Annotated in this window: 16 protein-coding genes; 11 read left to right on the forward strand and 5 right to left on the reverse strand. The window is 62.3% G+C overall.

The genetic code is table 11. The features are described 5' to 3' along the window. Positions 1-94 precede the first annotated feature (94 nt). The 4 genes from topA (at position 95) to MU551_RS04750 (ending at position 5267) form a co-directional block, all read left to right on the forward strand. Positions 95-2821: a type I DNA topoisomerase gene (gene topA, locus MU551_RS04735; RefSeq protein WP_247041045.1), complete on the forward strand. Its 2727-nt coding sequence runs from the start codon at positions 95-97 to the stop codon at positions 2819-2821. A 73-nt stretch (positions 2822-2894) separates the two neighbouring features. After that, positions 2895-3341, forward strand: a complete 447-nt coding sequence (locus MU551_RS04740) for an SseB family protein (protein WP_247041053.1) — start codon at positions 2895-2897, stop codon at positions 3339-3341. A 63-nt stretch (positions 3342-3404) separates the two neighbouring features. Next, a complete protein-coding gene (locus tag MU551_RS04745; RefSeq protein WP_247041055.1) occupies positions 3405-4433 on the forward strand; it encodes a Ppx/GppA phosphatase family protein in 1029 nt (342 codons plus the stop codon). Next, complete coding sequence (locus tag MU551_RS04750) at positions 4434-5267, forward strand: sugar phosphate isomerase/epimerase family protein (RefSeq protein WP_247041057.1); 834 nt, start codon at positions 4434-4436, stop codon at positions 5265-5267. 312 nt (positions 5268-5579) lie between these two features. On the opposite strand, the gene MU551_RS04755 is transcribed toward MU551_RS04750, so the two are convergent. Further along, positions 5580-6269 (reverse strand): hypothetical protein, encoded by a 690-nt coding sequence (locus MU551_RS04755; protein ID WP_247041059.1) that lies wholly within the window; start codon positions 6267-6269, stop codon positions 5580-5582. Between the two features lie 330 nt (positions 6270-6599). On the opposite strand from MU551_RS04755, the gene proC reads away from it, so the two are divergent. Beyond that, entirely contained in the window at positions 6600-7433 is an 834-nt protein-coding gene (gene proC / locus MU551_RS04760; protein WP_247041060.1) for a pyrroline-5-carboxylate reductase, read from the forward strand. 15 nt (positions 7434-7448) lie between these two features. Here the strand turns inward: proC and MU551_RS04765 are convergent, their stop codons facing one another. Together MU551_RS04765 and MU551_RS04770 are read right to left on the reverse strand one after the other, a co-directional pair. Next, entirely contained in the window at positions 7449-8087 is a 639-nt protein-coding gene (locus MU551_RS04765; protein ID WP_372489793.1) for a potassium channel family protein, read from the reverse strand. A gap of 40 nt (positions 8088-8127) precedes the next feature. Beyond that, positions 8128-9564: a TrkH family potassium uptake protein gene (locus MU551_RS04770; protein ID WP_247041064.1), complete on the reverse strand. Its 1437-nt coding sequence runs from the start codon at positions 9562-9564 to the stop codon at positions 8128-8130. Positions 9565-9668: 104 nt separating this feature from the next. Between MU551_RS04770 and MU551_RS04775 the strand changes: the two genes are divergently transcribed. Together MU551_RS04775 and MU551_RS04780 are read left to right on the forward strand one after the other, a co-directional pair. Continuing rightward, on the forward strand, positions 9669-10880 hold the full coding sequence (locus tag MU551_RS04775; protein ID WP_247041066.1) for an acetoin utilization protein AcuC: 1212 nt from the start codon (positions 9669-9671) through the stop codon (positions 10878-10880). A 62-nt stretch (positions 10881-10942) separates the two neighbouring features. Continuing rightward, complete coding sequence (locus MU551_RS04780) at positions 10943-11506, forward strand: ArsR/SmtB family transcription factor (RefSeq protein ID WP_247041068.1); 564 nt, start codon at positions 10943-10945, stop codon at positions 11504-11506. Between the two features lie 81 nt (positions 11507-11587). On the opposite strand, the gene MU551_RS04785 is transcribed toward MU551_RS04780, so the two are convergent. Then, complete coding sequence (locus MU551_RS04785) at positions 11588-12928, reverse strand: alpha-hydroxy acid oxidase (RefSeq protein ID WP_281506869.1); 1341 nt, start codon at positions 12926-12928, stop codon at positions 11588-11590. A gap of 123 nt (positions 12929-13051) precedes the next feature. Here MU551_RS04785 and MU551_RS04790 point away from each other — a divergent pair, with 123 nt between their 5' ends. Beyond that, complete coding sequence (locus tag MU551_RS04790; protein ID WP_247041073.1) at positions 13052-13741, forward strand: FadR/GntR family transcriptional regulator; 690 nt, start codon at positions 13052-13054, stop codon at positions 13739-13741. Between the two features lie 221 nt (positions 13742-13962). On the opposite strand, the gene MU551_RS04795 is transcribed toward MU551_RS04790, so the two are convergent. Next, positions 13963-14976, reverse strand: a complete 1014-nt coding sequence (locus MU551_RS04795) for a LacI family DNA-binding transcriptional regulator (RefSeq protein ID WP_247041074.1) — start codon at positions 14974-14976, stop codon at positions 13963-13965. 178 nt (positions 14977-15154) lie between these two features. Between MU551_RS04795 and MU551_RS04800 the strand changes: the two genes are divergently transcribed. From MU551_RS04800 to MU551_RS04810, 3 genes are read left to right on the forward strand one after another with little or no spacing between them, the layout of a single operon-like run. Further along, entirely contained in the window at positions 15155-16594 is a 1440-nt protein-coding gene (locus MU551_RS04800) for a Gfo/Idh/MocA family protein (RefSeq protein ID WP_247041075.1), read from the forward strand. Further along, positions 16591-17613: an NAD-dependent epimerase/dehydratase family protein gene (locus MU551_RS04805; protein WP_247041076.1), complete on the forward strand. Its 1023-nt coding sequence runs from the start codon at positions 16591-16593 to the stop codon at positions 17611-17613. Before MU551_RS04800 ends, MU551_RS04805 begins: the two co-directional genes overlap by 4 nt. Then, positions 17610-18515, forward strand: a complete 906-nt coding sequence (locus tag MU551_RS04810) for a 5-dehydro-4-deoxyglucarate dehydratase (RefSeq protein WP_247041082.1) — start codon at positions 17610-17612, stop codon at positions 18513-18515. The genes MU551_RS04805 and MU551_RS04810 overlap by 4 nt, the downstream gene beginning before the upstream one ends. Positions 18516-18525 lie beyond the last annotated feature (10 nt).

Here is an 18525-nt window from a genome sequence, read left to right on the forward strand (position 1 = left end):
TTTTCCACATGAATGCGCATCATTCAGGAAAATATGGTGAACTAGGCCAATATGGGCTCATCTGCCCGAGCAAATCTTTTTCTGTAGGAGCACCGTGCCAAGCAAGGCCAAATCCGGCAAGAAACTCGTCATTGTGGAGTCTCCTGCCAAAAGCAAGACCATCGCCAAGTACCTCGGCGAGGGCTTCATCGTAGAGGCCTCCATCGGTCACATCCGCGACCTGCCACAGCCGTCAGAGCTGCCTGCGGAACTCAAGAAGACCTCAGTGGGCAAGTTCGCCGTCGACATCGAAAACGGCTTCAAGCCGTACTACGTGGTGTCCCCCGACAAGAAGAAAAAAGTCGCCGAACTGAAGGCCCAACTCAAGGACGCCGACGCCCTCTATCTCGCAACCGATGGGGACCGGGAGGGTGAGGCCATTGCCTGGCACCTCCTGGAAGTGCTCAAACCCAAGGTCCCGGTGTACCGGATGACCTTTGGAGAAATCACCAAAGAAGCCATCCACCGCGCCATGGACAACCTGCGCGACGTCGACACCGCTCTGGTCGATGCCCAGGAAACCCGCCGCGTCCTTGACCGCCTGTACGGCTATGAGATTTCCCCTGTGCTGTGGCGCAAAGTGGCCCGCGGCCTATCGGCCGGCCGCGTGCAGTCCGTAGTCACCCGCATGGTGGTGGACCGTGAACGGGAACGCATGGCGTTCAAGGCCGCCTCGTACTGGGACCTGACCGGCCAGTTTGGCGCAGGCACCGGTTCCTTCAAGGCGAAGCTCGCTTCCGTTGACGGTGCCAAGGTAGCCAGCGGCCGTGACTTCAACGACGACGGGGAACTCACCTCACGGAACGCAGCGCACCTCAACGAGGAACTCGCGACGTCCCTGGCAGCCGCGCTGCAGGATGCCGACTTCCGGGTCAGGTCCGTTGACACCAAGCCGTACACCCGGCGTCCCGCTGCCCCGTTTACCACTTCGACCTTGCAGCAGGAAGCCGGACGAAAGTTGCGGTTCTCCTCCAAGAGCACCATGCAGGTAGCCCAGCGCCTGTATGAAAACGGCTACATCACGTATATGCGTACGGACTCCTCCGCACTGAGCAACGAGGCCGTCACCGCTGCCCGCCGTCAGGCTTCCGAGCTCTACGGCCCGGAATACATTCCGCAGTCTCCCCGCGTCTACAGTGGCAAGGCAGCAAACGCCCAGGAAGCCCACGAGGCCATCAGGCCCGCCGGTGACTCCTTCCGTACACCGGCCCAGGTTGCCAAGCAGCTGTCCGGTGACGAGTTCCGCCTCTACGAGCTCATCTGGAAGCGCACAGTTGCTTCGCAGATGGCCGATGCCAAGGGTTCAACCGCAACAATCCGCCTCGGTGCAGTGGCTTCGGATGGCCGGGACGCAGAATTTTCCGCCTCCGGAACCGTCATCACCTTCCCCGGCTTCCTCGCCGCCTACGAAGAGGGCAAGGACGAGAGCCGTGGGGATGACGAATCCGACGAAGCCCGCCGGTTGCCGAACGTGGCCAAGGACGATGCCCTCACTGCAACGGACCTCGTTGCCGTCGGCCATGAGACTTCACCCCCGCCGCGTTATACGGAAGCTTCCCTGACGGCGGAGCTGGAGAAGAAGGGAATCGGCCGCCCGTCCACGTATGCCTCCACCATTTCCACCATCCAGGACCGGGGCTACGTCCGGAAACAGGGTTCGGCCCTGGTGCCCAGCTGGATCGCCTTCTCGGTCATCCGGCTGCTCGAGCAACATTTCACGGACTATGTGGACTATGAGTTCACGGCTGACATGGAAGGCGATCTCGATAAGATCGCCAACGGACAGACTGTGGGTGCCGCCTGGCTGAAGCACTTCTACTACGGTGAAGACTCCGATCCCGGGCTGTTGAGCATCGTGAACAACCTCGGCGAAATCGACGCCAGGGAGATCAACTCGGTTCCCATCGCGGAGGGCATCACCCTGCGCGTGGGTAAGTTCGGCCCGTACCTGGAAAGCTCCATCCCCACGGTCGATCCGAAGACCGGCGAAGTGGTTGAGTCCGCGCGCGCCAACGTTCCCGAGGACCTCGCCCCCGATGAGCTCACTGCCTCAAAGGCTGTTGAGCTGATGGAGACTGCGGCGCCGGAAGAACGCGTGCTGGGTGCTGATCCGCACACAGGCCACACCGTCGTCGCCAAGAACGGCCGCTACGGCGCTTATGTCACAGAGATCATTCCTGAAATGACGGATGAGCAGTTGGCCAACCAGCCCGTTGAGTACTACAAGAACGGGAAGCCGAAGCCGGCAAAGAAGCCTGTGAAGGCCAAGCCGCGCACCGGCTCGCTGTTCAGCTCCATGAGCGTTGACACCATCACTTTGGATGAGGCACTTCAACTCATGAGCCTGCCGCGCGTCCTTGGGGAGGACGCCGAGGGGAATGTCATCACGGTGCAGAACGGCCGCTTTGGTCCCTACCTGAAGAAGGGAACGGACTCGCGCTCCATCGGCTCGGAAGAAGAAATCTTCACCATCACGCTGGAACAAGCCCTGGAGATCTACTCCCAGCCGAAGCAGCGCGGGGCACGTGCAGCTGTTCCGCCGCTGGCCGAATTCGGGCCGGACCCGGTGTCTGAGAAGAACATCGTGGTGAAGGAAGGCCGCTTCGGGCCCTACATCACCGACGGCGTCACCAACATCACTGTTCCGAGGACCACTTCGCTGGAGGAGCTTACGCGGGAACGCGCCGTCGAACTCCTTGCCGAGAAGCGCGCCAAGGGACCCGTGAAGCGCACCGCTACCGCTCGGAAGGCCCCGGCACGGAAGGCAGCAGCGAAAAAGTAGCACGCTTCAGGCGATTTCGCATTGGGACAGAACTCCGTTTGCGCGTCATCCCTCAACATGATCGAGTAGAGGCATGACTGAACAGCCAGATCCCATGGATACCCGGCCGCTGAACGACCTTGAGGAGAAGCTGGCGAAGGGGGAGCAGCCTGATGCAAACCCCGTGGACGTCATCCTGTCGTTCCTGAACAACGAGGTCTACATCATCAGCTCTGACACCGTCGAGGGCCCCGACTCCCAGGTGGAGCCGCTGGTGCTGGCGAACTCGGAAGGCCAGCCGGTTCTTGCTGTCTTCTCCCATCCCAGCAGGGTTGACGAGCAGTTTCTTGCCGCAGCACCAAACGTCCTGGGCACCCAGGGCGCGGCGATCATCGGCAATCTCGGCGACGAGCTGGGCATGGTGATCAACCCCGGCAGTGCCTTCGGCTTCGAAATCGGCCCCGAAGGGGTGGCCAATATCCGCCGCGACTTCAAGCGCGAAGACGAGCAGGCGGCTGATGACCAGGCGGCGGAGGAGTAACCGCCGAGGACTTCGAATGGACGCAGTTGGGTCTGTCGCCTGATCTCCGGCGATAATGGCAGAATGCGTCTTGGCGTCCTCGATATCGGTTCCAATACTGTCCATTTACTTCTGGTTGATGCCCATGCGGGTGCCCGGCCGGTGCCTTTTGCCTCCCACAAGCGGCCCCTGTCCTTGGTGCAGTTCCTGGACGCGGAGGGCAACATCAACGAGGACGGACAGCATGAGCTGATCGAGTTCGTCCTCGAGGCTTGGGAATTCGCCGCCAAGCACAAGGCCGAAGACCTGCTGGCTTTTTGTACCTCCGCCATCCGTGAGGCCACCAATGGCGCCGAAGTCCTGGCCCGTGTGAAGCATGAAACCACAGTGACGCTGCAGGAACTCACAGGCAGCGAAGAAGCGTCAATGACATTCTTTGCAGTCCGCCGCTGGTACGGATGGGGAGCCGGACCAATTCTGGATCTGGACATCGGAGGTGGCTCCTTCGAGATGGCTATCGGGCATGACGAACTCCCTGAGCTGGCTTTGTCCGTCCCGCTGGGCGCGAGCCGCCTTACCCGGGATTGGCTGCATGAGGATCCCCCTACCGCCAAGAGCGTCAAAGAACTGCGCCGGTACATCCGCTCCACGCTGAAGCCGGCGGTGAGGAGCTTCGAAGCCCTCGGACGGGCTAACCTGGTGGCCGGTACGTCCAAGACCTTCCGCTCCCTGGCTCGAATCGCCGGAGCAGCCCCCAGCGGCGCCGGGCCCTACGTCAAGCGCGAACTCTTCTCGGCTGACCTCGGATTGTGGGCCCAACGGATCTCGGCCATGAAGGTGGAGGACCGCCTGCACTTGCCCGGCGTTTCGGAGGCCCGAGCGCCGCAGCTGCTTGCCGGGGCACTTGTGGCGGAGGCTGCACTGGAACTGTTTGAGTTCCCCAGCATGCAAATCTGCCCTTGGGCCCTGCGCGAGGGGCTCATCCTTCGCCGATTGGACCAGTTGGTTTTGGACGGGCCCCTTGAGCCCGCCCCGCACGTGGAAGCCAGGCAGGCATTGTCCGCTTCGATGACCGCCTCCACTGTGCCCGCAAGCCACCAGGCCGCGAGCTAGATGGAAGAGTTATCGCCGGGTAAAGACATTGCTGTTCCTGTGGCGCTGTCCAGTGCTTCCGTTTATCCCCTGAGCGTTCATGACGCATTCGCTGCTGCCCAGGAGGTGGGGTACGACGGCGTGGAGGTGATGGTTACCAATAACGCCACCAGCCAGAACGCCCACGCCCTCCTAGAGCTAAGCCACCGCTACCGGAAACCGATTGTCTCCATCCACGCGCCGACACTGCTCTTGACGCAGCAGGTGTGGGGCACAGCGTGGAACAAGATCGAGATGTCCTGCCGAATGGCCAGGGAAGTCGGCTGCGATACGGTCGTGGTCCACCCACCATTCCGCTGGCAAGGTAACTACGCCGGAAAATTTGCTGCCGGAATCCGCGAGCTCGCAGAAATGTACCAGGTCCGCATTGCCGTCGAAAACATGTTTCCGTGGAGAGTCCGCGGTAGGGAGGCAGTCGCCTATGCGCCCCATTGGGACCCGCGTGACCAGGATTACGACGACGTCACCTGGGACTTCTCGCACGCCTCCACAGCGGGTTCCAACAGCCTGGACGCCATCAGGGGCCTGGGTCCCAGGCTCCGTCACGTCCACCTCTCGGACGGATCGGGTTCCAGGAGGGACGAGCATCTGGTTCCGGGCACGGGTAACCAGCCCTGTGCAGAGGCACTGCAGTATCTGGCTGCCACCGGCTTCGATGGCGTGGTGGTGGCCGAAATCTCCACGCGCAGGGCTCGGAATGCGGGTGAACGCCAGCAACGCCTTGAGCAGACCCTCCGATTTGCCCGCCAACACTTGGGCCTTCCGCTGGTAGGAGCTTCCGACAAGCACTCGTAGTGTCCCCGTTTATGAGAGCGCCGGGTGGTTTCGCAGGAGAAGTTGGGGGAAGGCTTCTACAACGACTTAAAGAGAGAAGCGCCGGGTGGTTTCGCAGGAGAAGTTGGGGGAAGGCTTCTACAACGACTTAAAGAGAGAAGCGCCGGGTGGTTTCGCAGAAGAAGTTGGGGGAACGCTTCTACAACCACCCGGCGCGTTCGCCGATTCGGGGGAATCAGCTCATCACTCGCACCTTTTCAGGCACTTTCCAAGGTAGTTCCTCTTTTTGGGCGTTCCGGGGGATTTTCCTGTGAGTAGGCTGGGAATTCCGACTTACTTGCGCCGCGCACTTAATTGCACCTGGATATGGTTCAGCTCGGCGCGTGGAAGCACCGCGGTCACGACGCCTCCGCCTGGCAGTTCTGCGCCAATGCCGTAAACGAATGGGGCCTCATTGATCTCAGCACCGGGCATGTCAACTCCATCGATGAGAACACTGGCCTGATCATTGACCACGTGGTCAGTCAATGCGGGTCCGGACTGTTCCCAAGGTTTGTCGCTCAGTCCGAGTTCCTGCCGGTACTGGTTCATGAGGATGTAGTTGACGTGGTCGACCAGGACACTGCTGACCGAAGCGTGCTCGGATGAGTCACGGTGCCAAGTAGTTCGCACAGCCTCCCAGAGCTGGGGATATCGCATTCGTTCCACCTGCTCGACCAGCCACGCAGGTCGCGGCCATGGCGGGACATCCTCTATCGCCCTTCTCATTTGCTCATCGAGTTCCGAGAGGTTTATCGGGTCAGACCGGTCGTTCGGATTTCGCCAGATTGTATAGCTGACGCTCACTGTCATTTCACTGTATCCACGAGCATCCTGAGCGTATGTCAGGCCGACGGTATCTGTATCCTCAAGCGAGGGCTGGGGAACGAGTCCCATCACCGGGATCGGCATAAGTTTCAGGCGCTCAGCCTGCTCGATACGAGGGTCGGGCGCGTCCTCAGGGAGAATTCCGGTCACTCTCATGCCTCATTATGAACCAGGCTTGTGGCGACTCGTACGGACCCAGGAACCGTTCTGCGTTAAACGCGAAAGCACCGGCGATCTGCCGCAGGAAAATGGGGGAAACCCGCTGCAGAATCACCGGTGCCAAGGCAGGCATCCCCATGCCTGCTGCATCACTCGCACCCTCAATGAGGTAGTTACTACGTTAGGGGTCCACTTTGTGTAGAGCCTGCGGCCAAGGTGGGAATGAGCTGGGAATGCAGGTTTCCGTTTGTGGTTCTCATCCGGCGGCGACCGGTCACAGCAGAGTAATCTCCTGCACCCATCCCTGCGAACTGCAATGATGGAGCAATGAGCAACCGAATCGCCTTCCTGGGCTGTGGATCCATGAACGAGGCCATCCTGACCGGACTCCTGGAGGCCGGAACGGATCCTGCCGATATCGTCGCCACCGTCCGTCGTGGCGAGCGAGCGGCTGAACTCGCCGAACGTCACCATGGCATCACCGCGATCGCCGGTGAGGAAGAGCCTGACAATAACAAGGACGCAGCGCGAGGCTCCGCCGTCGTGATCCTGGGCGTGAAACCGTTGGGCATTGCAGACCTGGCGCGAGAGATCAGCTCCTCCATTTCTCCCTCCACCATTGTCATCAGTGTGGCCGCTGCTGTATCCATCGCTCAGCTGGAGGCCGCCCTGCCTACAGGCCAGCCGGTCATCCGGAGTATGCCGAACACGCCCGCCAAACTGGGCAGGGGAGTCGTTTCAGTGTCGCCGGGCACCAACTGTTCCCCGGAGCAGCTGCAGCTGGCCAAGGACATCCTCCGGGGCGCCGGCAGAGTAGTTGAGGTTCCCGAGGATCAGGTGGATGCGCTCGGAGCCATCAGCGGTTCCGGTCCCGCCTACGCTTTCTACCTTGCCGAGGCAATGGCGGCGGCCGGAGTCAGGCTGGGCCTGGACCCGGAGCTGTCCCTGCTGCTCGCGACCGAGACTGTCGCCGGGGCCGGCTTCATGTTGGCCGAACCCGGGGCTAATCCCACCCAGCTCCGCAAGGCAGTAACCAGCCCGAACGGAACTACCGAGCGCGCCATTGCTACCTTCGACGAGCGCGACCTGCCCTCGATCATCGCAGACGCAGCCCGCGCCGCCGCCGATCGATCCGCCGAAATCACCAAACAGCTCGCCTAGGCCGCGCGACTGCTGTCACGGCCTGGCCGCGAACCGTTCCAGCAGATCCACGTGACCCGACACAATGAGCATGTCCCTGGCTGAAACCTTCGTCTCCGGCCGGGCGTATGTGAAGTCCTCTCCCGGAGATTTCACGCCCACTATGGTCACGCCATATTTGGACCTGACCTTTGATTCGTCCAACGTGAAACCGACTGTTTCCCGTGGTGGATACATTTTCACGATGGCGAAATCGTCGTCGAACTCAATGAAGTCCAACATGCGCCCGGAGACGAGGTGGGCAGCCCGGACACCGGCGTCGGCTTCGGGGTAGATGACGTGGTTGGCCCCAATCCTGGTCAGGATTTTGCCATGCGAGGGCGTGATGGCCTTGACCCAGAGGTGCTCGATGCCGAGGTCCACCAGGTTCACTGTGATGAGCACGGAAGATTCAATGGACGTTCCCACCCCAACCACCGCGGAGCTGAATTCCTGGGCTCCGAGCTGCCGAAGGGCCTCGATATTGGTGGCGTCGGCTTCCACCACGTGAGTGAGCACGGGTGCCCACTTCTGCACGAGGGTCCGGTCGCGTTCGATGGCCAGCACTTCCCGGCCCTGCTTGACCAGCTGCTCTGCGGTTGCTGATCCAAAACGGCCCAATCCCACAACCAACACCGGTGCGTTGTGGGCGGGGCGGTTGGTGGCGCCGGACGAGTTAGCCAATGATCGGCCTTTCTTCGGGGTAGTGATACAACTGGCTGCGCTGGCGCAACGCCAGGCCGGCCGCGAGGGTGACGGTGCCGACGCGTCCGGCAAACATCAGGGCGGAAAGAACGTAAACCCCCGACGGCGGCAGCTCGGCACTGAGCCCTGTACTGAGGCCGACGGTGGCGAACGCGGAAATGGTTTCGAAGAGCACCCGGTCCAGTGACGCGCCGCTGATAGAGAGGAGCATGAAGGCGGAAACCGAGACGAGCGTGGCGCCAGCGACGATGACGGAGATTGCTACCCGCATGGTGCCTTGGGGGATGGTGCGGCCGTAGACCTTCACATCGGCGTCGCCGCGGGCTTCAGCAACGATGGCCAGGAACATGACGGCAATGGTGGTGACCTTGATGCCGCCGGCCGTGGACGCTGATCCGCCGCCTGCGAACATCAGGGCATCCGTGAGGAGCATGGTGGTGGATTCCATGTGGTTCTGCTCCACCAGGTTAAAACCGCCAGAGCGGGTCATCACAGAGGCAAACAACGAATGCGTAATTTTGTCCGCGAAACTCATGGTGCCGATTGTCCGCGCGTTGTCCCATTCCATGAGGGCCCAAAGCAGAGTCCCCGCCGCCAAGAGGATAAAAGACACCTGGATGGTGAGCTTCGTGTGCAGGTTCCACCGCTTCCAGTTGAACCCGTTCTGGTGCAGGACCATCACCACCGGGAAACCAAGGCTGCCCAGAAACACGCCCAACATCAGCGGTATCAGAATCCACAAGTCGGTTTCGTAGGGGACGATTCCGTCTGAATGCGGGGTGAAGCCTGCATTGTTGAAGGCAGAGATCGAGTAGAAAATGCCATGCCAGACGGACTGCCAGAAGGGCTCGCCCAGTGTCAGGAACCGGGGAATCAGCGCGAGGGCAAGCACGCCTTCGATCACCACTGAAGTAGTGATAACGATCCGAAGCAAGGTACCGACTTCACCGAGCCGGCCTGCATTGTTCATGGCCTCCTGGGCAATCAGCTTGCCGCGCACGCCGAGCTTCTTGCTGACCATCAGGGCCAAAAGGGAGGCTAGCGTCAGAGTTCCCAAGCCACCCACGAAGATGCCGATCAGGATCACGAGCTGGCCGAAGAAGGACCAATGAACGGCAGTGGAGACGACGGTGAGGCCCGTCACACAGACTGCTGAGACGGCCGTGAACAGCGCCTGATGCAAGGGAGTGAAGTCGCCGGTTGCCGATGACGCAGGCAATGACAGCAGGAAAGTGAACAGCAGAACCACCAGCGCGAAGGCGGTGAGGGCCAAACGCGCGGGGGAAGTGTTGGCAACGCTGTCGATGAAGTCTCGGAGGCGGGTGAGAAGCCAGAGACTTTCCCGGTCCGGTGGTTCGGGCTGCTTCCAGCTGGCCGGGCTCTTTGACCTCGGCTGGATCTGCGTCATGTGTGGCTTTTCCTCGGTCGAAACTGCTTCCTTGAGTAGTAAACCACTAATTTTCGCACGAATGCGGGGCTGTCTGCCCGCCACGCTCGGGTAGCCTGTCCATGATGACATTCCTGCCCGGACTCAGCCTGCCCGCACTGCCAACGACGGTGGTGTGGGATTCTGCCATGACCTCGTACAACTTCGGCCTCGGGCACCCGATGGCTCCGGAGCGGATGGAGCTGACTGCGCGGCTTGCCCGCAGCCTCGGGCTGCTGGACCTTGAGCACGTCACCGTAACAGCACCGGAAGTGGCCGGGGACGAAGAGCTCGTCACTGTGCACAGCCCGGAATTTGTTGCCGCCGTGCGCCGAGTCAGTGAAGCCCCTGGCATGCCGGATCTGGACCGTGGCCTGGGCACTGAAGATGACCCCGCCTTCGCCGGAATGCACGAGGCGAGCGCCCGGATTGCCGGAGGGTCACTGCTGGCCGCAACTTCCATCCTGGACGGCAGCGCGGTCCATGCCGTGAATTTCGGCGGAGGAATGCACCATGCCTCCCGTGAACGTGCCAGCGGGTTCTGTATTTATAACGATGCCGCCCTGGCTGTCCAGAAACTGCTCGACGGCGGAGTGCACCGTGTTGTGTATATCGATGTGGACGCGCACCACGGCGACGGAACGCAAAGCATCTTTTGGGACGATCCCCGCGTCATGACCATCTCACTGCATGAGAGCGGCATGACGTTGTTTCCGGGGACAGGTTTCGCCAACGAGATCGGCGGACTGAACGCCCTGGGCACCTCGGTCAATGTCGCCTTACCGGCCGGCACGGGTGACGCCGGATGGCTGCGTGCCTTCCACGCCGTCGTTCCCCAATTGGTGGGCGCCTTTGAACCGGAAGTCATCGTCAGCCAGCACGGCTGCGATGCACACAGGCTGGATCCCCTCACGCATCTCAACGTCAGCATTGACGGCCAACGCGAGGCGGCCACCGCCGTCGGGAACCTGGCGGCACGCCATTGCGGCAACCGCTGGATCTCCACCGGGGGCGGCGGCTACAGCGTGACCAATGTTGTGCCGCGGTCCTGGAGCCACCTCATTGCCATCGCGGCCGGGCGTCCTGTGCCGCTGCGGACCCCTGTCCCGGAAGATTGGCGCAGCTACGTGCATGACAAATATGGCATGCATGCCCCCGAACTGATGGGCGACGACGTCGATCTGTGGTGGCGCTCCTGGGAAGTGGGCTTTGACCCCAACGACGCCGTGGACCGCAGCGTTATGGCCACACGGAAGGAAATCTTCCCGCTGCACGGGCTCGATCCCTGGTTCGACTGAATTCGCAGTTCCATGAGCAGCTAGTGATGCCATCTCAGGCATATGTTCGCTAGGGTGGACCCATGGTGACAGACGACGTATTTGCCGTCATTGCTGAGGCAACCCGGCGTGACATTCTGGTATCCCTTCGGGCAGGGGATAAAGCAGTGGGTGAACTGGTCCAGGAGCTGGAAGCAAGCCAGCCCACCATTTCCAAGCACCTGAAAGTTCTTCGGGAAGCCGACCTCGTCACCATGCGGGCCCAGGGACAGAAGCGCTATTACACGCTGAACCCGCAACCGCTGATCGGTATCGCCAATTGGCTGGAGACGTTCGACGTCGGCCATTCAACTGCCGCCGGAATGTCACCGGCAGCAGAAGGTGCGGCAGTCTCCGAGACAGAGGGGCTCCCGGCGGCACAGCGACCGGGCAGCGCCGAGGCCGGCCTTGCAGCTGCCGTCAGTTCGGAGGCCCAGTCCGTCTCCCCCCGTTCGGCGCAGGGCCAGCTGAGCCCCGCCGTCGCGATTCCGGTTGGCGTGGGCCCAGACGGAACTGTGCCACAACAGATTGGCCGGACCGTGGGGCGTGCTGCTGCCAAGGCCTCCGACCTTCTCTCCAACCTTCCCAAGTTCGGCCGAAAAAAGTAGCTCGCCGCCCCAACTGGGTAGCAGTAGCTGCTGTTTTGAGCGCTCAAAACAACATGTGCTGCTACCTGGTTGGGGGAGACGTTACTTTCCGAGGATCCGCACGTGGTCCGGGGTCAGTTCTGAGAGCTTGGTGACGCCTAGAAGCGCCATGGTGCGAGTCATGTCCTTTTCCAGGATCTGGATGGCCCGGTCCACTCCGGCGCGGCCACCCGCCATCAGCCCGTAAAGGTAGGCGCGGCCGATCAGAGTGAAGTCTGCGCCGAGGGCCAGGGCCGCGATGATGTCGGCGCCGCTCATGATGCCGGTGTCGAGGATGATTGCGGCATCACTGTTGTCGGCCTTGAATGCCGCTGAGACCTCAGGCAGCAGGTGGAACGGGATGGGTGCCCGGTCCAGCTGGCGGCCGCCATGATTGGAGAGGATCACGCCGTCGGCTCCGTGGTCCACTACTCTGCGGGCGTCCTCGACGGTCTGGATGCCCTTGACTACCAGCTTGCCCTTCCACGTTTCGCGCAGCCAGTCCAGGTCCTCGAAGGTGAGTGTCGGATCGAACATGGAGTTGATCAGGTCAGCGACGGTGCCGGTGTAGCGGGAGAGTGAGGCGAAGGTCAGCGGCTCGTGGGTGAGGAAGTTGAACCACCACGCCGGCCTGTACGAGGCATCCAGGACGGTCTTGAGAGTGAGCGCCGGAGGGATGGTCATGCCATTGCGGACGTCACGGAGGCGGGCTCCGGCGACGGCCGTATCCACCGTGACCATGAGCGTATCGTTCCCGGCTTTGGCGGCACGGTCGATGAGTTCCAGTGAACGGTCCCGGTCCGTCCACAGGTACAGCTGGAACCAGTTCCGGCCGTTCGGGGCGGCCTCGGCCACGTCTTCGATGGAGGCGGTGCCCATGGTGGAGAGGGTGTAGGGAATACCTGCGGCTTCGGCGGCCTGGGATCCGGCGTACTCGCCCTCGGACTGCATCATCCGGGTGAAGCCGGTGGGAGCGATGCCCACAGGCAGCCGCGATGACTTGCCCAGAATGTCAGTGCTCAGATCGATGCTGGAAACGTTACGAAGGATGCCGGGCCGGAACTCAATATCCAGGAAGGCTTCGCGTGCCCGGCGCAAGGTGATCTCGGCCTCGGCAGCGCCGTCGGTGTAATCGAACGGGGCCCGCGGGGTGCGGCGCTTGGCGATATCCCGCAACTCCCAGATGGTGCTTGCCCGGCGCAGCTTGGCCTCTCGGCTGAACTCAGGCTTCTTGAATTGCATGAGGGGAGCAAGATCTGAGTATTTGGGCACCCGTCGCTTGAGGGCCGCCGGAATTCGCTCCCTTGAGCTGGAGGTTTCGACCGCGTTCGCGCTGCCGCCGGGGGTGGTGGCGTCCGGGGTGGTGGGTGCTTCCGGGTTTGTGGGTTGAACAGTCTGCGTCATGTGCTGCCTCGTCAAGGATAGGGGCGTGGAATCGTTCGCGGCCAGGTTTGGGCGGAGGAAAGCTGCTGTGGTCTAACCACACTGTAGGGCATGTGGTCCAACCACATCAAGTACCATGGCTCCATGCGTACGCACCAGCTCGTCCTGCAGTGGATCGAAAGCCAGCTCCTCGGTGGCCACTTGGCCTTGGGTGGCCGGCTTCCGGCCGAGCGGACTCTGGCAGAGCAGCTTGGTGTGTCGCGTACATCGGTGCGCGAGGCCATCCGGATCCTTGAAGCCATGGGAGTGGTGCGGGCGGGTGTGGGCTCGGGCCCCGACGCCGGAACGGTGGTTATTGCGGACCCCACCACAGCGCTTGGCTCGGCATTGAGGCTCCATGTTGCGACCTCGCACCTTCCGGTCGCGGATATAGTCCAGACCCGTGTACTCCTCGAGTCCTGGGCGGTGGCCCGCGCAAATCCTGGTTCGCCTGCTTTGGCGGAGGCTGCGGCGCTGCTCGATGAAATGGAAAAGAGCACTGAAACGGACCAGTTTCTGGCCTTGGACGTGCGCTTCCATCTCGCTTTGGCGGAAGCTGCCGGCAACGCGGTTGTCAGTGCCATGATGGGCTCTCTGCGCGAAGCCATTCAGGGTTACGTCGGCCGACTGACGGCGAACCTTCCGGATTGGGATGCCACCGCGGCCAGGCTGCGGGACGAGCACCGCTCAATTCTTGCAGCCATCAATGAGAACGACGGCGCCGCGGCGGCAAAGCTCGTTGCCGACCACATCCAGGGGTACTACGAGGAAGCCGGCCTCGGCTCCGGGCACTAACCCCCGCACGATACACATCCCGCCCAGCGCCGCATCCCGCATCGGTATGCCACATACCTGCGCGAGATGACATTTCACGGCAGTGTCCGTCGCCAACACTGCCGCGAAATGCCATTTCGCGGGAGGGCAGGAGGAGTGGAGGGCAGGAGGAGCGCAAGGGGAGTGCGTGAGGGGGAGGGATTGAGGGCAGTGGCGGGCAAAGGGGAGTGTGGTGGTGGACCCTACCCCTTCGCTGGCCCAGTGCTGCCCCGGACCTCCAGTTGAGGCTGGAACGTGCTGGGTGTTGGAGGCGCGTCCGCCTGCTGGATCAATGCACGCATGCTGTGCCATGCCTGCTGGCCAAGCTCGGTAATGGGAACTGCGGCGGTGGTGAGCGGGGGCGTGGTGTAGCGCGCGAACGGAATATCGTCGAAGCCTGTCACTGAGATGTCTTCGGGAACCCGCACACCCCTCTCGTGGAGCCCGCTCAGGAGGCCCATCGCGACGAGGTCGTTGAAGGCCAGGACGGCGGTGGCACCGGTCGCCATGACCTTGTCCGCCGCTTCATGCCCGGCTTCAAAGCTTGAGCCGCCTTCAAGTATCTGCACCTCAATGTCGGGATGGGCCGCGGAGAACGTCTCCAAGCCATGGAGCCGCATGCCGTTTGAAGCACTGCGGGCAGGGCCTGCCAGGAATGCCAGCCGGGTGTGGCCCAGGCTGACAAGGTGGTCTGCCAGTTCCTGGATCCCTTGGCCATAGTCCACCATGAGGCTGGGTGCCTGGGCTGATTCAGTGCTGCGGTTGATGAGCACCATTGGGTGGAGCGAGGGAGCAAGCTCCTCCAGTTCGGCGTCACTCATGCGCGGGGCGCAGAGGACCAGTCCATCGCAGCGGCGCCTTGCCTCTCCCGCCAGGATGGCTTCTTCGCTGGAGACTTCCGAGGAATCGGCGATCAGTACGCGGTAGCCGTCCTGGGCGGCGGCCATGCTAAGGCCGCGCAGGATGGCTTGGAAGGTGGGGTTGGACAGGTCCGGCACCACGATGCCGATGGTGTCCGTCTTCCCCAGTGCAAGGCTGCGGCCCACAGGATTCGGCTGATAGTTCAACTCAGCCGCGGCGGCACGAACGCGCTCAGCGATGGTTGCATCCACCGTGAAGTTGCCGTTCATGACACGCGAAACTGTGGCATGTGAAACTCCAGCCAGAAGTGCGACGTCGGCTATGCCGATTCGCCGTGTGGTGGATCTCCTGCCCATGGGGCCCCTTTCCGGGAATCTAAGATCCGGGCCGTTCTGGCTGATGGTTGACGTGACCACCGGAGTCTTGGTACAAAGTTTATAACGGACTGAGAAAACGCTTTCTCATAATTCTTCCCGCATCATCATCGGCCGTCAAGCGGCCAGGCTTCCTGCCTTTCGAAAGGGGCGCATCCCAATGGTCAACGTTGACACCGCCGATATACCGCCGGCTTCACAAGCGGCGGCACTGGCGGCAGCCAAGGAGCAAAGGCCGCAGCAAAGGCGCGCGCGGATTGCCTTGATCGGCACCGGCGGGAGATCGGAAATGTACATCCGGGCCATCCTGGGCCCTCACTCGGATACGGCAGAACTCGTGGCACTATCCGACATGAACCCGGGACGCGTGGACTACTACCAGAAGCTCATAGGAGAACTTGGCGGTACCGGCTCTGTCGGTTCTTTTGAGCCTTCGCAGCTGACGTCGTTTATCAAGGAAAACGGCATCGACCGTGTCATCGTCACCACCCCTGACTACACCCATGCCGACTACATCGTGGAGGCGCTCCAGGCGGGTGCCGACGTCGTCGTCGAAAAACCCCTCACGATCGACGCCGATGGCTGCCGCCGCATCACCGCTGCGGTGGCGGCAACCGGCCGCAATGTCGTGGTCACCTTCAATTACCGCTATTCGCCACGCAACAGCGCCCTGAAGGAAATCATCCAGAGTGGCGTGATCGGAAAGGTGACGTCCGTCGACTTCAGCTGGGTGCTGGATACGGTCCACGGTGCGGACTACTTCCGCCGCTGGCACCGGGAGAAGAAGAACTCCGGCGGCCTGCTGATCCACAAGGCGTCGCACCACTTTGACCTCGTGAACTGGTGGATCGACGACGTCCCGGAGCGCGTTTTTGCTTCGGGCGGACTCAAATTCTATGGGGACAAGAACGCGGCCGATCGCGGGCTGGGTGCGCGTCCTGAACGCGGCACCCTTGACGCGCAGGATGCCGACGGCGGAGCGAACGATCCGTTTGTCCTGGATCTTCGCGACGACGAGAAACTGCGCGAGCTGTACTACGAGAATGAGCACTACGACGGCTACCGCCGCGACCAGGACGTCTTCACAGCAGGGATCACCATCGAGGACAACCTCGCCTTGATCGTTGATTACCAGGGTGGCCCCACGCTCAGCTACTCCCTGAACGCACACAGCCCCTGGGAGGGCTACCGCGTGGCGGTGAACGGTACCGAAGGCCGTGCGGAACTGGAAGTGGTGGAGCGTGCAGCTGTCGTCAGCAGCACCGATAAGAAAACCGTAGTGGATCCGAGCGCGACGCCAGTGGAGGAGGACGACGCCGTTCGCCGCAACGGAGAGCGCCTGGTGGTCCAGCGGCACTGGGAAGCCGCATATGAAGTGCCCATCATCAACGGTGAGGGCGGCCATGGCGGGGGAGACATCCTGCTTCTGTCGGACCTGTTCAATGGACCTGGCGAAGATCCGCTGGGACGTCCTTCCGGTTATCTGGACGGCCTGCGGTCGGTCTCGGTGGGCATTGCGGGAAACCTGTCCCTTGAGTCCTCATTGCCGGTGCGCATCGAGGACCTGGACCTCGGCGTCAATCTGCGACGTCAGCCATGAGGATCCTTGTCACGGGAGGCTCGGGAAGGCTGGGGCGAAGCGTCGTGGCAGGCCTCGCCGCAGCCGGCCACCGGATTATCTCAGTGGACCGCGACGCCGTTCCCTCCGCCCAGCTGCCTTCAAACGTCGAGCAGGAAACTGCCGACCTCCTCGCCCCGGGAGAAGCGCGCCGGATCATCAGCGCAACCCTGCCCGACGCCGTCGTCCACCTTGCGGCTATTGCCGTACCGTTCAGCGCTCCTGAGGACGTTATCTTCACCACCAATACACGGCTCGCTTTCGCCGTCATGAGCGCCGCTACGGAGCTTGGGGTGCGCAAGATTGTCACAGCCAGCAGCCCCACCGTACTGGGCTACGGCTCGCCCGCAGGCTGGCTGCCTGAGCGGTTCCCCGTGGACGAGGAAACGGTGCCGCGGCCCTGGAATGCCTATGCATTGTCCAAACTGATCGCCGAGCAGACCGTCGAGATGTTCGCCGCTGCCCAGGGCGAGAAGATCCGGTATGCGGCTTTCCGGCCCTGCTACGTTATTTCGCCCGAGGAATGGCAAGGAGCACCTACGCAGCAAGGCCATACAGTCCGGGAGCGGCTGGAAGATCCTGCCTTGTCCGCTCCCGCCTTGTTCAATTACGTGGATGCCCGGGACGTAGCCGACTTCCTGGATGTTCTCCTCGGCAAAATTGATTCCATCCCCAACGGCCAAACGTTCTTTGTGGGCGCAGCGGATGCGCTGGCCACGGAGCCCCTCGCCGCGCTGATGCCGGAATTCCTGCCAGGCAGCAGCGAAGCAGCGAGCGGCCTGACGGGAACCAGCCCGGCCTTCTCCATCGCCAAGGCACGCGAACTGCTCGGCTGGGAGCCACGCCGAAGCTGGCGGACCGAACTCAGTCCGGCACTTGGTTACGAGCCACCAGTTGCTGAACAAGTCAGTGCTGAACCACTCGTCAATGCCGAACCAACACATCCGGAAGGTACCGCGGCCCTCATAACGGCCGGGACCGGATCCAAGGAGAACAAGTGAAATTCGACGGCGTCCTATTCTTCCCGGTGACACCCTTCACTCCCGAGGGTGATGTCGATGTGGCCATCCTCAAGGAGCACATCACCTCCCGGCTGCCATTCGGACCGGGTGGCGTTTTTCCGGCCTGCGGCACGGGGGAGTTCCACGCCCTCAGTATCGAAGAAGTCCGCACTGTAGTTACCGCCGCTGTGGAGGCCGTCGCCGGGCGGGTACCGGTTGTGGCCGGGGCCGGCGGACCGCTGGGTCATGCTCTGGCGGCTGCCCGGGCCGCGGAGGAAGCGGGAGCCGATGCTCTCTTGGTTCTTCCGCCATACCTCGTGACAGGTCCCAGCGCCGGATTGGTGGCCTACATCGAGGCGGTGGCTGACGCCAGTAGCCTGCCTGTCATCGTCTACCACCGGGGCAATGCCCAGTACACGGCGGAATCCATGACCCGCCTCGCGGCAAACCCCAAGGTGATCGGCTTCAAGGACGGGCTGGGGGATGTGGGGCTCGCCCAGGAAATCGTCTCCGCCATCAACGCCACCGGACGCAGCGACTTTGCTCTGTTCAACGGCCTGCTGACAGCCGAACTGAGCCAAGGCGCCTACCGAGGCCTCGGCATCCCTCTGTATTCCTCTGCAGCTTTTGCGATGGCTCCTGAGATTGCCAAGGCATACTACGACGCCTACATGTCCGGCGACGAGGTCCGGCGCAACGCCCTGCTGGAAGGTTTCTACGCACCGCTGGTCCGGCTTCGTGACCAGACCCCCGGTTTCGGCGTTTCGCTGATCAAGGCCGGGCTCCGCCTGGGCGGGCTGCCCGTGGGCTCGGTACGTCCACCGCTGGTAGACCCCAGCGAGGATCAGTTGCTGCAGCTGAAGGCCATCCTGGCCAAAGGCTACGAGCTGGCAGGGCAATGACTGCTGGACG

The sequence above is a fragment of the Arthrobacter rhizosphaerae genome (assembly GCF_023062595.1).
GTDB lineage: Bacteria > Actinomycetota > Actinomycetes > Actinomycetales > Micrococcaceae > Arthrobacter > Arthrobacter rhizosphaerae.